Origin of the sequence: Bacteroides luhongzhouii (assembly GCF_009193295.2) — a bacterium.
In the GTDB taxonomy this organism is placed as follows: domain Bacteria; phylum Bacteroidota; class Bacteroidia; order Bacteroidales; family Bacteroidaceae; genus Bacteroides; species Bacteroides luhongzhouii.
The window spans coordinates 2,163,615-2,182,648 of sequence record NZ_CP059973.1 but is presented as its reverse complement, the minus strand read 5'-3'; the positions used below and the strand labels follow the sequence as shown (position 1 = coordinate 2,182,648).

14 protein-coding genes, 1 tRNA gene and 1 pseudogene are annotated in these 19,034 nt (G+C 42.6%); 4 read left to right on the top strand and 12 right to left on the bottom strand.

Going from position 1 to position 19,034, the window contains the following annotated elements; all coding sequences use genetic code 11:
- The 3 genes from GD631_RS07855 to GD631_RS07845 all read left to right on the top strand — a co-directional run bounded on the left by GD631_RS07855 (nucleotide 1) and on the right by GD631_RS07845 (nucleotide 4,853).
- Nucleotides 1-1,029, top strand: coding sequence for a glycoside hydrolase family 18 (locus GD631_RS07855; RefSeq protein ID WP_143260540.1), 1,029 nt, complete (start codon nucleotides 1-3; stop codon nucleotides 1,027-1,029).
- Between the two features lie 24 nt (nucleotides 1,030-1,053).
- Entirely contained in the window at nucleotides 1,054-2,199 is a 1,146-nt protein-coding gene (locus GD631_RS07850) for a DUF1735 and LamG domain-containing protein (RefSeq protein ID WP_185911602.1), read from the top strand.
- Nucleotides 2,200-2,342: 143 nt separating this feature from the next.
- Nucleotides 2,343-4,853 (top strand): glycoside hydrolase family 95 protein, encoded by a 2,511-nt coding sequence (locus tag GD631_RS07845; protein WP_143260532.1) that lies wholly within the window; start codon nucleotides 2,343-2,345, stop codon nucleotides 4,851-4,853.
- Between the two features lie 119 nt (nucleotides 4,854-4,972).
- On the opposite strand, the gene GD631_RS22420 is transcribed toward GD631_RS07845, so the two are convergent.
- The 5 genes and pseudogenes from GD631_RS22420 to GD631_RS07825 all read right to left on the bottom strand — a co-directional run bounded on the left by GD631_RS22420 (nucleotide 4,973) and on the right by GD631_RS07825 (nucleotide 8,089).
- Complete coding sequence (locus GD631_RS22420) at nucleotides 4,973-5,176, bottom strand: hypothetical protein (RefSeq protein WP_223225950.1); 204 nt, start codon at nucleotides 5,174-5,176, stop codon at nucleotides 4,973-4,975.
- A 14-nt stretch (nucleotides 5,177-5,190) separates the two neighbouring features.
- Nucleotides 5,191-5,748 (bottom strand): annotated as a pseudogene (locus tag GD631_RS07840) (glycoside hydrolase family 92 protein); the annotation flags it as partial.
- A gap of 306 nt (nucleotides 5,749-6,054) precedes the next feature.
- Nucleotides 6,055-6,726: an RluA family pseudouridine synthase gene (locus GD631_RS07835; protein WP_143260524.1), complete on the bottom strand. Its 672-nt coding sequence runs from the start codon at nucleotides 6,724-6,726 to the stop codon at nucleotides 6,055-6,057.
- Between the two features lie 9 nt (nucleotides 6,727-6,735).
- Nucleotides 6,736-7,482, bottom strand: a complete 747-nt coding sequence (fabG, locus tag GD631_RS07830) for a 3-oxoacyl-[acyl-carrier-protein] reductase (RefSeq protein WP_143260522.1) — start codon at nucleotides 7,480-7,482, stop codon at nucleotides 6,736-6,738.
- 16 nt (nucleotides 7,483-7,498) lie between these two features.
- Complete coding sequence (locus GD631_RS07825; RefSeq protein WP_120067072.1) at nucleotides 7,499-8,089, bottom strand: TetR/AcrR family transcriptional regulator; 591 nt, start codon at nucleotides 8,087-8,089, stop codon at nucleotides 7,499-7,501.
- A 237-nt stretch (nucleotides 8,090-8,326) separates the two neighbouring features.
- On the opposite strand from GD631_RS07825, the gene GD631_RS07820 reads away from it, so the two are divergent.
- Nucleotides 8,327-8,399: transfer RNA gene (locus tag GD631_RS07820), tRNA-Met, on the top strand.
- 130 nt (nucleotides 8,400-8,529) lie between these two features.
- Here the strand turns inward: GD631_RS07820 and GD631_RS07815 are convergent.
- The 7 genes from GD631_RS07815 to GD631_RS07785 form a co-directional block, all read right to left on the bottom strand.
- Nucleotides 8,530-9,513: an ISAon1 family transposase gene (locus tag GD631_RS07815; RefSeq protein WP_425321961.1), complete on the bottom strand. Its 984-nt coding sequence runs from the start codon at nucleotides 9,511-9,513 to the stop codon at nucleotides 8,530-8,532.
- Nucleotides 9,509-9,856 (bottom strand): ISAon1 family transposase N-terminal region protein, encoded by a 348-nt coding sequence (locus tag GD631_RS07810; protein WP_143260734.1) that lies wholly within the window; start codon nucleotides 9,854-9,856, stop codon nucleotides 9,509-9,511. The genes GD631_RS07815 and GD631_RS07810 overlap by 5 nt, the downstream gene beginning before the upstream one ends.
- 413 nt (nucleotides 9,857-10,269) lie before the next feature.
- Complete coding sequence (locus tag GD631_RS07805) at nucleotides 10,270-11,067, bottom strand: sialate O-acetylesterase (protein ID WP_143257061.1); 798 nt, start codon at nucleotides 11,065-11,067, stop codon at nucleotides 10,270-10,272.
- A 17-nt stretch (nucleotides 11,068-11,084) separates the two neighbouring features.
- Entirely contained in the window at nucleotides 11,085-13,760 is a 2,676-nt protein-coding gene (locus GD631_RS07800) for a glycoside hydrolase family 2 TIM barrel-domain containing protein (RefSeq protein WP_143257060.1), read from the bottom strand.
- Between the two features lie 19 nt (nucleotides 13,761-13,779).
- Nucleotides 13,780-16,137: a glycoside hydrolase family 31 protein gene (locus GD631_RS07795; protein WP_143257059.1), complete on the bottom strand. Its 2,358-nt coding sequence runs from the start codon at nucleotides 16,135-16,137 to the stop codon at nucleotides 13,780-13,782.
- An 8-nt stretch (nucleotides 16,138-16,145) separates the two neighbouring features.
- Nucleotides 16,146-17,939, bottom strand: a complete 1,794-nt coding sequence (locus tag GD631_RS07790; protein ID WP_143257058.1) for a glycoside hydrolase family 99 protein — start codon at nucleotides 17,937-17,939, stop codon at nucleotides 16,146-16,148.
- 55 nt (nucleotides 17,940-17,994) lie between these two features.
- The gene (locus tag GD631_RS07785) at nucleotides 17,995-19,008 is read right to left on the bottom strand and encodes a DUF6528 family protein (protein WP_143257057.1); all 1,014 of its coding nucleotides are present in this window, start codon (nucleotides 19,006-19,008) and stop codon (nucleotides 17,995-17,997) included.
- Nucleotides 19,009-19,034: the final 26 nt, after the last annotated feature.

Here is a 19,034-nt window from a genome sequence, read left to right as displayed (position 1 = left end):
ATGAGAAAATATATAAAAATATTCGGATTATTAGGTGTATTATTCACTGTTTTCCAGGCTTGTGAAAACGAACCGGAAGCATTGTTCTTGCAGAAACCTTTTGAGATGAGTGATGAATATTACGAAAACTTGCGAGCTTACAAAAAAAGCAAGCATCCTATTGCGTGCGGCTGGTTTAAACAATGGTCAGGCAAAGGTCCCAATAGAGTGAATTATTTGGACGGGCTTCCAGATAGCCTCGACTTGGTCTTTGTTGGTTGGGGAGGTTGGCAAAATATGGATGAAGCCCGCTTGAAGGATATGCGACATGTGCAAACAAAGAAAGGGACACGTGTATTAATCAGCTCTTTGATTACTAACATTGGTGTTGAGTTTACTCCCTTAGAACATAATATAGATCAAGCAAGTAGAGAAAAATTCTGGGGCTGGGACAACAATAATCCGTCAACCTTTGAAGCGGCAATCCGAAAATATGCAAATGCAATATGCGATTCCGTATATGCTAATGATTTTGACGGTTACGATTTGGATTATGAGCCACATTGGGGCGGTCATGGGAATCTGGCTAGTTATAATGACAGAATGACTATTTTGGTGGAAGAGCTGGGAAAACGACTGGGTCCTGCATCAGGAACAGGAAAAATGCTGGTGATTGATGGCGAAACACTAGACCCATCCATTGCAGATAAAACCACCAAATATTTCGATTATTTTATTCACCAGTCTTACCAAGCCACTACGCCTAGCTATTTAGATACCAACGGCTGGGGATACGCAAAGAAAGCAAAATTTCGTCCCGACCAGTATGTGCCAGCTGTAAACTATGAAAAGTGGGAAACAGGAGGAGGAAACTTTACTGATTCGGAACATGGTAAAATACCTGCAATCTTAGGTTTTGCCTATTGGAATCCTGCAGACGGTACAAAAGGCGGAGTCGGTGCTCTTAATATTGAGAATGACGCAAAGCATGAAGTCAATTACAAATATGTACGCCAAGCCATTCAGATTATGAATCCGGCCGGTAAATAATCATTTAATGTAAATACGATGAATATGAAAAAAATATGTTTTAGCATTGGAAGCATTCTGGCTGGAATACTGTGTCTGAATTCATGCCAAAATGCAGCACCTTATGAAGATATGTTGTACTTTACAGGTACGGAATCTTCTGTTGTCAAAAGAATATCTACGGAAGATCCGACCTCTATCGGCCTTTCCGTGACAGCATCATGCAAGGTTGAATCTGAAGTTACAGTAAATACAGAAGTGAATGCAGCCAAAGTAGAAGAATATAATAAAAAAGAAGGCACCTCTTACAAACTACTCCCAGAAAATACTTATAAATTCTCCTCTACTGAATTAAAAATTGAACAAGGAGAGCACGTTTCCAAGTCACTGGAACTAACAATTCAAAATCTGGATAAGTTTGAACCGGAAGTTACTTATTTATTGCCCGTCAGCATTGTTCAGGTACAAGGAGGAGGGCTTTCCGTTTTAGAGGCTTCCCGTACTGTCTACATTATAGTTTCTAAACCTTTACGTACGTATGCGGCTAATATCAGTAACCGATATTTCAAAATTCCTTTTGAAAAACACCCAAGTTCACTCAAATTATCCCAACTATCATACGAGGCTCGCGTCTGCGTTAATAGATTTCAGCAGTACAGTCCTTATATCAGCACTGTAATGGGAATAGAAGGACATTTCAACTTCCGTTTTGGAGATGTAACAATCAAACCGAATCAAATTCAGATTGCAGGCGATGGTGTAGAAACAACAGTCCCAACAGAACTGGTTGCCGGAAAATGGTATCATTTGGCGGCTGTATTTGATGCTGCTACCGTAAAAATCTACGTTAACGGGAAATTAGAGATTTCCAAGGCTACTACTGCCCCCTGGATTGATTTAAGGGATGAGCAAAAGAGCCGCGGTTTCTATATTGGCCGATCTGAAGGCGGACGACCTCTAAATGGCTCCATTAGTGAAGTGCGTGTTTGGAACAAAGCCTTAACTGCCAAAGAAATAGTAAACAATATGTGTGGCGTAAATCCTTTGGCCGACGGTCTGCTCGCTTATTGGAGAATTAATGAAGGCGAAGGAAATATTATTCATGACGTTACCGGTCACGGATGGGATGCTGAATGTCAAGGCTGGGGAAATTTACAGTGGATTAGCAATGTACGTTGCCCGAATGAATAACAGACAATTATCACCTATAGAAATAAAATATAAGGTAATAAAATAGTCTTATATACAGAAAAGCAGAACAGCCACATAGGAACGAATCTTTTTCGAACAAATGTGGCTGTTCCTTTATTTAATGAATCAATAAGATAATAATTATGAACAGACATTTTGCAATTTTTCTTTTAAATGTATTTATGCTATTGGGGACAGTGGACGTTTTTCCATCCACCCCCTTAAAGCTTTGGTACAATCATCCTGCCCGATCCTGGATAGAAGCACTGCCATTAGGTAATGGTCGAATAGGTGCCATGATATTCGGAGACCCTCAATATGAAGAATATCAGTTAAACGAAGAGAGTGTATGGTGTGGTTCTCCTTACAATAACATCAATGCCAAAGCTAAAGATGCACTTCCCGCTATCCGTGATCTGATTTTTGCAGGAAAGAATCTAGAAGCACAGAATATGGCAGGGCCGGCTATCTGCTCCACCGGTTCCAACGGTATGCCTTACCAAACAGTCGGCTCTTTAAAATTGGACTTTCAAGGTATTGAGGGCTATACTGACTATTACAGGGACTTAAATATCGAAAATGCTCTTTCTACAATACGATTCAAATCTAACGGAGTAAAATATACGCGTGAAATATTTACTTCTTTTACCGACCAATTACTAATTATTCGTTTGACGGCCTCGCAAAAAGGAAAGATTTCTTTTTATGCGCATTTTACTTCTCCTTATCCAAGTACAGAGAAAAGTGTTTTCATGAAACAAATGTTACGCCTGGACGGAAAAACTGATGACCATGAAGGAGTGGAAGGAAAAGTATATTTTACCGCTTTAACAAAAATAAAACACCAGGGTGGACAAATAGAAGTTATATCCGATAGTGTCATGCATGTTAAAAACGCTGATGACGTTACTCTCTATGTATCCATTGGAACAAATTTTGTAAACTACAAAAATATTTCAGCAAACCAAGAGCAGAAAGCACTAGCTCACCTGAATTCTTCACGTAAATCTTATATAAAAGCCAAACAGGAACATATTGATTTCTATCGTTCCAAATTTGGTACTGTTTCACTCGATTTAGGAGAAAATACACAAGCACAAAAGCCCACTGATATTCGTTTGGCTGAATCCAAAGAGCATTTTGACCCACACTTGATTTCTACTTATTTTCAATTTGGCCGTTATTTATTAATCTGTTGTTCACAGCCAGGAGGACAACCGGCCAATTTACAAGGTATCTGGAATGAAAAAAGGTATGCCCCTTGGGATGGTAAATTTGCAAACGACATAAATTTACAAATGAATTACTGGCCGGCAGAACTGACAAATCTATCAGAAGAACATCTTCCATTAATTGGTTTAATTAGAAATGTAGCAGAACAAGGCAGAGAAAGTGCCCGGATGTATGGATGCAGGGGGTGGACCGTACATCATATTACTGATATCTGGTGCGCTACCGGTGCTGTAGATAGCCCGTTTTATGGAATCTGGCCTACTGCCAGTGCCTGGTTTTGCCAACATCTATGGGATCGATATTTATTTTCGGGTGACATAAAGTATCTGGAAGACGTTTATCCCATAATGAAAGGTGCCTGTGAATTTTTCTTTGATTTCCTGGTTCGTGACCCTAGAAGCAATTGGTTGGTTGCTACTCCTTCCTATTCTCCGGAAAATAGTCCGATTTTGAACGGAGTACGTAGCGAAGCCTCTTTAGTGGCTGGAGCCACTATTGATAATCAAATGCTATATGACTTGTTCCATAATACAGCCACTGCCGCAATCATTCTTTCAAATCTAAAATCACCTGTTAAGTCAGCCTCTTTTGTTGAATCAAAGTCTTTTGTAGACAGTTTGCATTATTACGCTCAAAATCTGCCTCCTATGCAAATAGGCAAGTGGGGACAATTGCAAGAATGGACAGACGATTGGGATGATCCTACCGATCAACACCGGCATCTATCTCACTTATGGGGAGTGTATCCGGGACGCCAGATTAATATTTTCGATACTCCTTTGTTGTTTGGAGCTGCAAAGAAATCACTAATAAACAGAGGAGATCATTCAACCGGTTGGTCTATGGGATGGAAAGTTTGCCTTTGGGCACGTCTCCTGGATGGAGAAAAAGCATACAAGCTCATAACAGAGCAATTAAGTCCCACTTTAGCTCAAGAAGGCACACATGGAGGTACTTATCCTAATTTATTCGATGCACATCCCCCTTTTCAAATCGACGGAAACTTTGGTTGCACTGCCGGTATCGCTGAAATGCTAGTCCAAAGTCATACAAATGCTATTCATTTATTACCAGCTCTACCATCCGCATGGTCTACAGGTTCTGTAAAAGGATTAAGATGCCGTGGAGGATTTGTTATAGACGATATGCAATGGAGTAACAACTCACTGGAAAAAGTCACTATCACTTCAAAGCTTGGAGGAACATTGCGGATACGATCTGAAGCACCTTTAATGTTAAACGGAAGCCCTTTACCGGCGACAAATGAAAAATGTACGAATACATTTATCGTTGGACAAGCTATAAGTAAACCTTTGGTTGCTGCTAATGCTCCTCTTGAACTACCCAAAGCAAAAATGTACTATGAATATGATATACAAACGACCACTGACCAAAAGTATACTCTAGAAAAGTGCCAATAAAACTGTCTTAGCATATCAGTGATGAGCTGGAAATTGAATACTGATTATCATCTTCCTATTCATCACTGATATAATTTCATTTGTAATAAATACAATCCTGCCTAGAACAATCTCCTCACTTAATTTATTTTATTCAAAACAACCGGTCTGCTCGCCGGAGCTTTACCAAAGTTTTTATTAGGCTTTTTTCCCATAACAAACTTCAATGTGCTACCATCTATAATATCCTGATAAGTGATATAACTCTTATCGAAACCATCAAACTTTGTTGTAAATGGTTTGTCACCGCCAAACAAAGCAATCAGTCCGTATGGGTCTTGCAGAGCAAAGAATGTAGACTGCCATCCGTTTCCTTCACAGAAATCTCCAACAGTATGGAAGTTGGCTTTCCTTTGGGATAAGTATAACGATGGAAGCCTACACGGTCCGTAGCCGTCAGCTCCGCTTTGATATTGTAGCGATCGAGGATCAAAGAGTAATATTCGGGACGGACAACTTCATTCTCATGAGAGTATCGGGTAGCATAACCGTCACGTATATCATCTTGATTTCCCCTGGGAGTACGAATTTCATTCAATGGCATGATGAGAATATCACATAAGTCAGTACACCCTGTACCACTCAAATGGGTATGTGAGAAACCGATCAGGATACTGTCGGAATAATGATAACCCGAGCACCAGCCTCATCCTTTATGGATATTAGTCGGGCCTAACTACACCATTCCATACAGAACTCTCGTCTCTACAAAGACGTGCCCATGATAGCCGGACCCGATATACGGATCGACGTACTGCAATAATCCTTCACTTTTTGAATAGTTCCGTTGCGCCACTCCATTTCCTGCCACAAGCAAGAAGCAGGAAGTTAGTACAAGTAGTTTAAATGCCTTCATTCGTATTTTTCTTTGGTATGATTGAAAATAATAATTAGTGAATGATGCAAATATACAACCTATTTAGGTATTTACTAACTGTCGCTAGAGTTTACTAGAAAAATGGCAGGCAGATTTACTCTTTTGGCAAGAGTTCCGGTCACAGCCTTACACGAATTCCCACAAAAAACTGTATACTAAGCACTCTTGCTAAATAATCCATATATTATGAGGCGCAGATTACAAGGTCTTTAGCATGATGAATTGTAAAACAACAGCGTTAATCCGTGCCTAAATTTATAATCAATGAATCTGGGGAAATCCATATTAATCTATGGTGAATCCTTTCCATAAATTCCCTTCGGGAAGAGGAGCTTCAAGCTCTATCAGTTCTTTTGAGACAGGATGTATGAACCGTACTCTCCGGGCATGCAGACAAATGCTCCCATCCGGATTGGAGCGTGGAGAACCATATTTCAAATCGCCCTTGATAGGACATCCCATTTTTGCCAACTGACAACGGATCTGATGATGCCGTCCGGTTTTTAAATCAACTTCGAGTAAGAAGTAATTTTCCGAATGACCAATCAACCGGTAATGCAAGATCGCTTTCTTGCTGTTCGGCACTTCCTTGTCGTATGCATAACTTTTATTCTGCTTTTCATTACGCACAAGGAAATGTACCAATTCACCTTCCGGTTCTTTCGGCGCATTTTTCACGACTGCCCAATAAGTCTTTTTCACCTCACTGGTGCGAAACATTTCGTTGAGCCTTGTTAGTGCCTTACTCGTTTTGGCAAAAATAACAAGACCGCTTACGGGGCGGTCCAGCCGGTGTGTCACACCGAGGAAAACATTTCCGGGTTTCTGATACTTCTCTTTCAGATACTGCTTCACAGTCTCCGAAAGCGGCGTATCCCCCGTCTTGTCTGCCTGGACAATCTCGGAAGCGGTCTTGTTGACTACAATGATATGGTTGTCTTCGTATACAACAGTCATTCTGTTCGATTACATATTCATACCACCATCTACCTGAATCACTTGACCTGATACATAAGATGACATATCAGAAGCCAGGAAGGTAGCGATGTTTGCCACATCTTCAGGAGTACCACCACGGCGCAAAGGAATTTTCTTTGCCCATTCAGCTCTTACTTCGTCAGAAAGAGCGGCCGTCATGTCTGTCAGGATAAATCCCGGAGCGATAGCGTTGGCACGGATGCCGCGAGAGCCCAACTCTTGTGCGATAGACTTAGCCAATGCAATCATACCTGCTTTAGAAGCAGCATAGTTAGCCTGACCTGCATTTCCGTGAACACCGACAACAGAGGCCATATTGATAATGCTACCAGCTTTTTGACGCATCATGATAGGTGTACAAGCGTGGATGAAGTTAAATGCAGACTTCAAGTTCACGTTGATTACCATATCCCATTGCTGTTCGCTCATACGCATCATCAAGCCGTCACGAGTGATACCGGCATTGTTTACCAATATATCGATACGTCCGAAGTCCTTGTGGATTTCTTCTACGACCTTTGCAGTATCCTCAAAGTTAGCAGCGTTAGAAGCGTAACCTTTGGCTTTCACGCCCATTGCTTCTAATTCTTTAGTTGTATTGTCTGCATTTTCATCAATGACAAGGTCAGTAAATGCGATGTTTGCGCCTTCGGCGGCAAACTTAAGAGCGATAGCCTTACCAATACCGCGAGCAGCACCGGTTACAATGGCTGTTTTTCCGTCTAATAATCCCATACTAAAAGTTATTTAATTAAATTTCTGTTCTATGCAGTGCGCCAAACACAATGTTGGACACATATCTATTTCTTGTATCTTCATCCAGATGTGCACCTATATGACCACGAATATAAGGTACTTCAATACCTTTCACACAATAATGTATCAAGTCTGCAGTCATCTCCACATCGTCAATATGGAAAACTCCTTTAGCCTGTCCTTCCAGAAGAACTGCCTTAAAGAACTGTATTTCCTTTGCGTCGAATTTCTTACGCACCTTCTCCACCCGCCATATATCACGGAAGAAGTTAGCACGCAACGTCCCGTTCCGATAGACCACCTCTTTCACTGCATCTAATCGGGTATATATCAGCTCCAGCAGTTTTTCGTCCGGAGAAATGTTTTTCTCGGCTACCCGCTTCATCATATCCGACAATATATCCAATTCCGATTCCACAACAGCCAAATAGATTTCATCCTTACTTTTAAAATAAGTATAGAGCGTTCGTCTCCCTTTTTTAGAAGCAAGAGCGATATCGTTCATAGTCGTATTTTCCACCCCCATCTTTGCAAAAAGCTGACGGGCTACATCTACTAACTTGGCTTTTGTCTTGGATACGGTCATAGGTTACAAATTGCACATTGCTGAATATTTTGAGCAAAAGTAATTCTTTTCTTTAGACCATACAAGAAAATAGATAGAATATTAACATTTGTATATTAATAGGTGCTAAGAAAAAGTTTCATCATTAGTTCGCTCATTCTCAACCAAATAAGAAAAAAGTGATGATTTATTCGAAAAATATTCAGCGAATTATTTGTTTGTTTCAAAAAAAGCCGTACCTTTGCACCCGTTAAACATCGCGGAGTGGAGCAGTTGGTAGCTCGTTGGGCTCATAACCCAAAGGTCATTCGTTCGAGTCGGATCTCCGCAACTAAAGAAAAAGAAGAATCGCAGAAATGCGGTTCTTCTTTTTTATGACAACTCTTCTTTACTGACTTTATTCGGGTCAATGTAAAAAACAGGTTGAAGTGTTAAAAAACTACCCGAGTGTGAGATTCTTTTTAGGCGCATAGCTTGGAGAGTCTGAACAGAAAGAATGGGATATCAGTAACGCCTCGGAATTGACTTCTGAATGCCTTGACTTTTGCGTTGAAAGATTCAGCGCCGGCATTGGTGGAACGGTTGACAAAGTAATTCAGGATTGTGTCATAGTGGTTGCGGAATGTTTCTGTAACAGTGCGGAATTGGCCTCCGGCCATTTTCTCCACTTTGTCGTACCATCGGGCAAGATTCAGCCGGGCAGTGTCCTTATCAACTTTTTGGTTGAATATGCGGGTGAGGTCCATGGCAAGATCATACGCGTGTTTCAGCTCGGGATAAAATTCAAAAATGATGTCGGCTCTCCATTGCTGGGACTTCGTCCATTTGGAGGCATGTTTTGTCAGAATGTATTTGGCACGTGCAAGGAGCTGTTTCCGGGTGTCGCCGTTGGCATAACGGTAAGGAACATACGGAATGCCCTCCCTGCGACAGCGTGCAATCTCTTCGTTTTCAATATCCCTTGCCATCCACCGCAGAGATATCCGCAGCTCGTCTATGGCATCGTAGTAGAGTTTATGGACATGAAAACGGTCGTTGGTCACGATGGCTTTGGGGAATGACCGACGGGCTATGAGCATCATGGATGACGAAAGGTCGAGCGTTATCTCTCTTACCGTCTTTCGTCTGGCAGAAGATATCTTCTCAAGAACTGCAATGACCGTTTCAGCCCTGGTACCACGTATCGCCGCAACAAGCGCGCCCTTCCCGCCGTGAGCGTCACGGTTGGTGACAAAGGTATAGAGCTCGCCGCAGCTGAGCGAAGACTCGTCGATGGCCAGGTTCGGACCGATGTTCTGCGGATATAGCACGTACCCATCGGCGTGACACAGCTGCTTCCACTGCCTGTAGCCACTGAAAATCTCCTTATACTGCCGCGATAGGTTGGAGCCATTTACACCGTAATGAGCACCGATTGAGCGTATGCTCTCAGGGGTGGATTCAATCCTCCTCTTTTAAAAAAGCAACGAACTCAGGGGTCAGGCGGCTGCCTTCTTCCGTCAGATCGTAGTCATAGGTAAAGATACTCCCGTCTTCCATGTCGCGCCACTTACGCCGTCGCACATGCAAGTATACCGCCTTCCCGCGAATCGGAAAATCCTGTATCACACGTTCTTCGGTAAAGCCATATTCGCGGACAGTACCCTTCTTGTAATCTTCGCGAGACATATAACCACGCTCGTCAAGCCAGTAATCCAGCCGTTCGTACGTTTCCTCGTAGTTGACAAACTCAAAGTTGGCCGTGATAATCTCCGGAAAGATTGTTTTTAATATCTGCCATTGTTTCATACCGCAAAGTTAGCAAGACTATCACATTTTAACAACCTGTTTTTTACATTGACCCCTTTATTCACAACCTCATTTCAGTTATCAACAAGGATATCAACAAAGTTATTAACAGGTTAATTAGCTCATAATAAAACAATTAACCTAATAGTCCCTTTTTCTATCAACAAGGCAGTATTTAGTTATTCACAACCTAAGATAGGGCATAAAAAGTTCATTGAAGGAATTAAAAAGGCTGCCATAAATAAGCCATTCTACATAAAAGAAAATAGTGACGCTATCCAATGCAAATAGTGACGGTATATGACAGCGATACCGTTAGTATCCTGAGCATATACCGTCACTATTTTTTCTACATCAATCAGCGATCTCACGTTTATTCATATAATGCAACCAACAGAGATTCCCGATTGACCTTATTTATGCTTATAGAACTTCCATACCTTTTCCGCATAACGTTTCCCTAATAATAATTGTGCTTCTGTATTAAAATGAGGGTCCTTCTCATCTTTATACCATCCCAATCCTTTCGACGATACCCAATCGGAATGGGGGATAAATGAAGATACTTTTTTAATCATCTGATTAAAGGGAACAGTACCCGCTTCTCTCTTCGTCCAGTTCCATTGAGAAATCTGTCCGACAACAACCGGTAGATCCGGCATATTCAAATCCTCCCGCAGATCTTTCACCAAAGAAATCAGTTTCTGTTTATATGCTTCCGGATTGGAACAATCGGCTTCTCCCTGATGCCAAAGGATCGCTTTTAAAACACCTCCCTGTTTCATCGCAATCCGAATCCGGGAGAGGGCTTCTTCATAATATCCATCTTTACTGCCTTTTAGCCAAGAGATGATAGAAGAACCACCCCGTGCATTTACGACCAGTCCGACAGGACGTTTCGTTTTCCGTGTCATTTCTTTGGCAAAACCATAAGCCGGTCCCAAGCGTTGCATCGACAGGTCTTTACGGACTGTCGAATAACGATTGAGAGGATTTACTGCCGGTTCAAAATTCCCCTTATCATTCAATAGATATACATTTTGCAGCGTATCCATGACTTCCGGAGTCAATGTTGCACGTCCTGCCATGTTGGATTGTCCGATGCACACATATAAATCAAAAGTGGATGGAACATCTTCCTTTACATTTCCTGCAAAAGCAAACAGGGATTGCAGGAGGAAAAAAGACAGTAAATAAATAGACCTAAGCATACGAACTGTGTTTATGATTAATAGTTTCTATAAATACGGATAGCATTCAGAATGGGTTCTCCTTCTTTTTTATGGAAGTCGACACTTACCCCTCTTCCATCCTTTACTGTTATTATAAACTTTTTGATAACAGCACGGGCATATCCGTAATCACGGGCTACGTTGAAATCATCTGAAACAGTTGTCCCATTGATTGAAATACCAAAGCTGCGATTTCCAGCAAATGTTTGTTCCGAGTCAGCTCCCAGATTATAAACCAATGCTTCTCTTTCTTTGTCCGATTCCAATTCTGCCCAGTACAAATATACGGAATATTCTCCATCCGGTACATCAGCCTTAAAAGATTTTATTCCAACGCGTTGGGTCTGGAAGATTGGATTCATGTCTGTTCCATGAATATCAATATCCGAACCAAGCATGGTGCCGAATCCTGTTTTACGACGATAAGATGTTCCACCGATAAATCCCCAGCTACCGGGCTTATATTCCTGTTCGGGAATCCATGCTACGTTTGCAGCACGATCTTCAAAATATCTTGGAGAACCTAACATTACATTTATTTCTGTGAATGGCACAGCTTCGTCTTTCAACCGCGAGCCTACCAACTGGAACTGAATCCGAAGCATATCACGCAACTTGTTATCACCAGTCACAGCAACAGCTTCCAGCAGATTCTCTCCACCCACAAACGGTACATCAAACAAAGCACAATTATCTTCTATCTTTTTCTTCCCCAGACTCTTGTTATTCACAAACAGCTCTACTTCTTCTGCATTAGAGAATACAGGGACGGATTGGACACATTCTTTCTGTGCCGTATTCACTACTCCCCCACGACTTTTCCACTCCCGATTACCAATGACAAGTATCGGACGACGTGACAATGCTGTCTTATAGAACCAATAAACATCTTTCTTCTCTCTGTTTAATCCGACAACGCCTTTATTGTTTACATGAGGAACAGCATCTACACGGGATTCGGAATAAAAATCATTCAGATTCCACAGACTGGAACCGGCTATAAACGGACGTTTCATCATTTCATTGAGGTAATGTTTATGATATACCAGTCCATATTCCTGCGAGAAGTCGAAACGTTCCGGCTGGTACGAGTGAACTCCCGGATCCACTCCCGGTCCATATTCCGTTACCATCAGCACTTTTCCTTTGTATACTTTATGGGCACGGTCGAGCAAACGCTGGAATTCATTGATATCCGGTTCATACCAACCTTGATACAAGTTCCATCCCTGAATCATCGGGATTTCGGTCAGATGAGCGTCTTCGTAGTATTGAGGCATATTGTGATAAGCCATCATCGTATATCTTGAAGGATCTTCCTCACGGATGGTCGCCTCCAAGGCACGGGCTACTTTTTCCGTGAAACGGTAGTAATCTTCTAACTGTTTGCCTTCGGTATAGGGACGGCGCAGGAAAATCTCATTCATATAACCCCAAATCATTACAGAAGGACGGTTGAAGTCCTGACGTACCATTTCTTTCGCCATCTCAACGGAATTATGCAGGAACTCTTCGGTTTCTGTAACAGCATTAACGACGGGAATTTCAACCGAGGTCACAATGCCCAATTTATCACACATTTCCATGATTACAGGATCTTGGGGATAGTGTGATACACGCAGGTAGTTTCCTCCCATCTCCTTCAACAGCAATATATCCTGTACGTGCAATTCGTCACGCAAAGCATTTCCTTTCTGAAAATAATCCTGATGGCGGGCAGTTCCGATCAGTTTGCGTCCTTTGCCATTCAGGAAAAAACCTTTTTCCGAATCAAACTTGAACCAGCGTAAACCTAACGGATTCACCACTTCATCCAGCAAAGTACCCTTTCTTTTATCAAGAATACGGGTATATACCATATAGCGATAAGGATCGTCTATATCCCACAGACGAGGAGAATCTATTTTTATCTTTTTGGAGATGTCCGTCTTCGTCTCACCGGCTGCCAGTTTTACTTCTGCCTGCGTCTTTTTCACTTCCTTGCCATCCGCATCACAGATTATATTCTCCACCCTGACTTCCGTAGCCTGGGACATATCATTCGTCAATAGCGTAGTGATTTCTACCGAAGCAGCGGAGTTATTCACTTCGGGGGTACGGATATAAACTCCCGACGAAGCGTAATCATTCGTTGCAATGTGCACCGGATTCATAAACTGCAAATAGACGTCCCGGTAGATACCGCCAAAGAAAGTAAAATCGGCAGATAAGGGGGGAATATTCGGATTATAGACATTGTTTACATAAATGGCAAACAGGTTTTCCTGTCCATAACGCAAATGGGGAGTGATGTCAAAACAGAAACGGGTATATCCTCCTTTGTGCTCCCCAACGAACTGACCGTTCAGGTAGAATCGTACTTCCTGATTGGCTCCTTCAAAGTAGATCACTGCCCGACGTCCCTCCTGGCTTTTGTCTATAAACAACTGTTTTCGATACCAGACCGGCCCCCGATAGAATCCCGGAGTTTCATCGTCTGCATCTTTATCATTCCAGGTATGAGGTATATTGACCGTCTCCCATGAAGAATCGTCACAACCAGTCAGTTGTGCTTCAAACGGAGATCCTTTTGTAAATTTCCATCCGTCGTTGATGGTGTATACCACGCGTTGCTGTGCCTGCGCCCATCCCACAATAAACAATAGAATAAAGATATAGAATAACTTCTTCATAATCTATGTATGCATCTAATTAAAACTTTATTTTTACCTCTCTGCCTGTATAGACACACTCTTTACTCTCAAGAGCAGCACCGTCAGGCAGATATAACTTCACACGCATTTTTACTTGTTCCGGCATACCGGGATAACTTCCTTCACGTAGCCCAATCGTCAATGTCCGTTCCGAATCTTTCCATTGCATCGGTACTTTTGAACATACGCCGTCTTCATAGCGGTAGGAGTCGCCTTCGTCCTCATACCATAAGAAAGAGGTGTCCGCTCCTCCATAAATACGCAATTCCAATTCACGGTCGGGGTATTCCATCGCATATTGCTTCACTTCTGCCAAGGGCAAAATAGAACCGGCTTTTACATACAGGGGAAGGATGTCGAGAGTATTTGTCTGCATTTGTTCTCTTCCTCCTTCAAAGGCCTTTCCGGTCCAGAAGTCGTACCAATATTTGCCGTTGTGTTCCGGCAGATAAACACTGATGTTCTTTTCTTCCGATTGCGGATGAAATACCGGACGTACCAGTAAAGAAGTGCCGAACATATAGGCGTTATCAATATCAAAAGTCCGGGTATCTGTAGTGAAATCCATTGCCAAGCCTCTCAACAAGGTATAGCTATTGGCTGTGACTTGGTGAGACATCGAGTAAATGTAAGGCAACAGACGGTAACGCAGATGGATATATTTCACCTGATTATCATAAGATGGTGTCCCCTTTTCACCGAATTGCCAAACTTCACGCGGCACATTCGTGCCGTGAGCACGGAACACAGGAGTAAACGCGCTGAACTGGAACCAACGGGAATACAACTCTTTATAATCATTACTTTTCAGTCCGTCGGGATATTTAGCATCACGTTCTGTGACGAAGAATCCTCCCGTATCGGAAGTCCAGTACGGAATGCCGGACATAGACAAGTTTAAGCCCGCAACCAGTTGTTTATGCATATTCTCCCATGAAGCCGAGACATCGCCCGACCATACCGCCGTACCATAATGCTGTTGCGAAGCAAAGGCGGAGCGGGTCAGGATAAATATGCGCTTCTGATCGCTTTCGGTCCGCAGACGTTGATAGAAGTCCTTCAACATTTCCAAAGAATAGGTATTCAGATAACGATGAAAACTGCCCAGATAAGTATTTCCGGCTGATTTCGTCCTCTCTTCCTGTTTCAACTGTGTGAATCCGTCCCGGAAAGAAGGCTCCGTTGCATCCATCCACCAAGCATCCACGCCCATATCATAGAGTCCTTTCTTGAGATATTGCCAGAAGATATCCCGTGCGGCAGAATTGTATGCATCAAAAACTTTATAACCTGCCCATGTAGGTTCGCTAAATAATGCACCGATGGAATCGAGTGACTGATAGACAGCCGTTTCCGGTCCGAATCCTGGCCATACGGAAAGCATAAAGTGAACATGGTGCTGTTGATGAAGCTCTTCAATGACCTGTCGGGGATGATTGAAGTTCGCAGGATGGAACGTCAGACTATTCCAATGAGGTTTATCTCCCCAATATTCCCAGTCCTGCACAATATTATCCAGCGGAATCCCCCGTTTACGGTACTCTTTTACGACAGCTTTCAATTCATCGAACGATTTATAGCGTTCTTTGGACTGCCAGAAACCATATACCCATTTTCCGAACATCGGCACGTCTCCCGTCAATTTCCGATAACCGGCAACGACTTCGTCCATATTCTTGCCATATACAAAATAATAGTCGGAAGCATCGCCTACCTCAGAAGTAAATGAGTATCCTTCCTCCGTGTCTTCAAACTTTGTAGAAGAATAATTATCCCACAAAATACCATATCCGTTCGTCGAGATAAGGAACGGATTGACTATATCCATATTTGCCTGCAACAGTAGTACGGATTTTCCACGATAGTTCATGATTCCGTTCTGATACTGCCCCAGACCGTAAATAGCCTCATCATCAGTAGGAACAAAACGTTGGGTTACTTCGAGGCATTGCTCACCTCCGGCAACCGTTCGTTTGAAGTGTCGTGCCTTTTTAGCTTCTTTCTCTTTCAGTAATATTTTTCCTGTCGATACTTCCTGAAAAGTGAAAGCCGCATCGGCTTTATCAAAAGCAACGGAAAGCTCACGGGTAGAAAAGATCAGTTGCCGCCCTGTATCTTTCCATTTATAATCTTTGAAGGCTGGCTTTTGCGAATCGACAACCAATCTTTTTGTTACCAGCGTGTCACCTTCGGGAAAAGACAGAATCCGTACGCATCCCTCCGACATAAACTCAATTCTGTATTGGATACTGTCGGATACGAAAGCACATCCTCTGCTGTCTTCATGAACCGTAGAGGAACACCCGAAACAGGATAGTACGGATAAAACTAATAACCAATTATTCAAACTCTTCATCAATACATTTATTTGACTGTGTAGATGGTATAGCCTAATGATAAATTACGGACAACGACATTTCCTTTTAAATAGAAAGTAGGCATATTGAATCCATTTACGATATTATCTTTATACAGTTCCACTTTTGCACTTTTCCATTCACCTGTATTGTCGGTACGTATCCGGGATACAATTTTAAACGGTTCTTTCGGTTCACGCTGTGTGGATGAACGTATAAAAAGAGATTCATTTCCTTTGTCCAGGTATTCAAAATAGAGATACCCTACATAGTTATTCATTTGCAGTTTGGAAACCAATTCTTTGGGCAAAGAGATAGAAAGCGTTTCTTCGGCACTGTAGCCACCAGATTTTCGCTTTCCCTGGATTTTCATGTCCGACTCACGCAAACGCATCATCTCAACCGCCAAAGCGGATTTGGCTGTCTTGACATCATTTTCTATTTGTGACAACAAACCTATCGCCACCGGATAACGTCCCTGGCTAATCAGCATCGCTGCCTTATCAAGCGAACGTTGACAAGCAGATACGTCCATCTTCGTCTTTTCCAGGAAACGGGCTTCTTTTCGCAAACGGAAAAGCATTAAAGGCAAAGTTAATCCACGCTCGTCCGCCTGTTCGCCTTTGAATTCTGCCGCATACTTTAAAGTGGTACGCAGTTCGCGGTCACCGTTTTCGATGGTAGGTTCTATTTCATGCCCTTCGGTATAGTCGCTCCACGAAGCGATAAACATCATGTCCAGACTGTCTTTCTCCGCCATACAGAATTTCCACATACTTTGATAAGTTTCTCCATTATTGCGAGGGATATAATAGAAATGTCCACGTCCCCAGCCTGCACATCCCCGGTTATCCATTCCCGGCATGGCAAATCCCGACTTAATGGTATAAGCCGGATTGTTACTATGCCAAATCGAATCACGGAAAGGTTTCATAAACTCAATAACATCATCCTGTGTGGCATAATTATCCCATTCAGCATGTGCCTGATCTCTTGTACGGACACGGGCAGGAAGCCATGCGGTCGGTATTTCCCCTACTTCTTTCCAGGCATCCATATCATCACTGCGGGTGACAGGAATGTATTTATCGTTTTCCAGTTTTCCCCAATCCGCCCAACGACGTAAGGCAACGGGCTGCTTCATTCCTTGCGGAAACTTCACCAGTGATAATACTTTCTTGTATTCATCCACTTTCGCTCCAGGACCGAAATGATAAAAGACAGGTATTCCCTTCACCATAGGAGCAGTCGGACCGGTAAAGACACTATCTACTAAATATTGGTAACATTTAGCCATATATCCGGTCTTTGCCTCACGAGTATTAACTTCCGGATAAATCTTCGTAATCCAGTCATAATACAACCAACCGTCGCACCAGTTCACACCGATCTCGAAGTTATACTTCGCTGCCACTTTCTGCATCTCACGCAGCAGAATATCATTTTCGTGAGGCTTGAATCCCCATTCGATGAAGAATCCGTCTATCTTGGCAGCTTTTGCCGACAATATCTGATATTCGATATAATCAGGATCGAGATTGGACTGCATTCCGACTTGGGGATAGGCCACTGCCGCTATCTCATGTCGTCCTTCACTGTCTATCAGGTCGGCATTATAACACAGGGATTTCCTTCCCGTACTTGATTTCTCCGTATTGGCATACATCTCCCAACGCCCCAACTTTCCATCATGTTGCCGGGTATAACGCACACCGTGGAAGTCAGCATACACTTTCTTTCCGTTCTGCGCCAAGGCCGGTAATGAGATGGATACCAATAAAAAAAGAAGAAGTTTCCTCATTGTTCCAAACTTAATTATTCAACATATACTTTATCAATCTTCAACGATACTTAAATTAATCCTCTCCCAATACGAAATCATGCTTCTCCGGATAACTGAAAGTATTGTCTATCATCCAACGACCTTTATAAATCTTAGCTCCGTCCATCTTGAAAAGTTCTTCTCCCTTCTCATTTACAAGTCCTTCAGCCCACCACTCTTCAGTCGGTTTCAACATCAGGATTCCGTCCGGTCCGTTGCAGATACTCTTTATATCGCCTATGCTGTAGACCTTTTCACAAGTCGGTTCGGCGGACGCATTGGTCGTAGCATCCGTAACTCCGGTCAAATCAAACTTGTAGACAGCCGAAGCGGCAGTAAGCCACAGTTTATCTTCTTCACCATATACCGGGAACAAATCGTGTCCGCCCGATTCTTTGTCGAACGTATAAATACGAGTCTGATTTGTCAGTTTAGGATTGCTCCGGTTACCATCATACTTAAAACGGAATAATGCGGTAACTCCGCCCGTTATTGTAGCCGTGGCATACAGATACGACCTTTTCTTATCCCAGACTACATTGTGGGCATTACCCAGCTTCACCGTATTAGCCTTTGCTCCCAATACCTTAACCGTGTCAACCACAAAGGTATTGATTTCACCGGATTTCGATTCTGCCGTCACAATATTTCCATCGGGTAATACCTCTGCAGAGTGAGGATTCTGTCCGCAATTTGCATAGAACATTAATTTATGGTCCGACAAACGGATTAAAGCCACAGCTCCGCCGGAGGCAGTCATCAAGATATAGCGTCTATTGAAAACAGGTTTTACTTCGCTCGGATTGACAAACCAACCCTGCTGGGCAGCAGGAACACAAGCTGTATAAGGATCCCAACTCCAGATATTGCGATTCGTCTCCGCATCTCTAATGACGATAGCCCGTCTGGATTGCTCCGCCAACACATAGGCCTTTTCCGGCAGTTGAAAGATTTCATTTTGTACTACAGGAGTGGTATCGTCATCGGAACAAGCTCCCAAAGCTATATTAAATCCTAAAAGGATTGCGAATAAACTAAACTTCTTCATGGTTATAACTATTTTAATTCTATTTT